The organism is Streptomyces sp. NPDC101152 (genome assembly GCF_044768275.1).
In the GTDB taxonomy this organism is placed as follows: domain Bacteria; phylum Actinomycetota; class Actinomycetes; order Streptomycetales; family Streptomycetaceae; genus Streptomyces.
The window spans coordinates 1-1,006 of the sequence record NZ_JBIWPO010000153.1 but is presented as its reverse complement, the minus strand read 5'-3'; the positions used below and the strand labels follow the sequence as shown (position 1 = coordinate 1,006).

Annotated in this window: 1 protein-coding gene; it reads right to left on the bottom strand. The window is 70.0% G+C overall.

Annotation, left to right across the window (positions count from 1 at the left end):
• The coding region (locus tag ACIRVK_RS45590) for a transposase (protein WP_404258080.1) at positions 1 to 881 on the bottom strand (881 nt) is incomplete at its 3' end.
• Positions 882 to 1,006 lie beyond the last annotated feature (125 nt).

Here is a 1,006-nt window from a genome sequence, read left to right as displayed (position 1 = left end):
CCTCGGTGGGTGAGCCTGGGGTGCATCCGGTCCCAGGCCATCGCCTCGGCCTTGCCGTAGCGGGCGGTGTCCGTGCTGGTGGTGACGTCGGGCTCGTGCCAGCTGTCGGGCTTGGCGAAAGTGAGGACGCCGCCGTGCCGACGGGGCCGTCCGCCCTTCGGGCCGCAGCGGGGCGGGCCGGGGTCGCGGAGCATGACCCGGTCCGAGCGCAGGCGCCCGAGCAGCATCACCGGCAGGTCGGCCAGGGCGTGGGCGAGGTAGGTGACGTCGTAGCCGGCGTCCATCACGATGAGGATCTCCGGGTCGCCCGGCCGCCAGTGCTCGGCCTGCGTCAACCGCTTCACGACATCGCGTAGTTGGGCGGCGGTGACGAGGGTCGCGTCGTCGGCGGGTCCCAGGCGGACGGCGTCCAGCAGTGCGACCCAGGAGGTGCGGCCGGATTCCAGCGCGGCGACGAAGGAGTACGGCCAGCCCGGCACGAACTGGTCCGTCTTGCGGTCGCCACGTCCGTAGACGTGGCAGAACAGCCGGTCGTCGCTGGTCGGGGCATCGGGACGGAGCCAGTTGCTCACGTCCACGGCCAGCACGATCCGGCCGTCGACTGCCTTCGGCAGCGGCAAGCCGGCCAGCGCGCGGCGCAGGCGTGTCGGCTCCAGCCAGCCGCGGTCCAAAGCCGCGTACAGCGCACCGTGCCCGCGCCGGTGCTCGACCGCCAGAGACAGCTCGACCAGGGTCTTCACCGGCCCGTCCGCGCACAGCACCGCGTCGGTGAGCTCGAAGAGCGCATCCGCGCGGGCGTAGAGGCATTCGTAGAACTCGACCCGAAAGCGGGACAACACGTCCAACGCCTCGCCTGTGGACGCATCGACAGACAGACTCATACACAGCGGCCGTTCTCTTGTACTTCGTGACTCGACATCTCGAAGCGTGGAGAACGGCCGCCTCCACTGTCCCGGAAAGAACCGCAGATCAGCAGGTCGTGTGACCTGCGACGTTAAACGCCAAG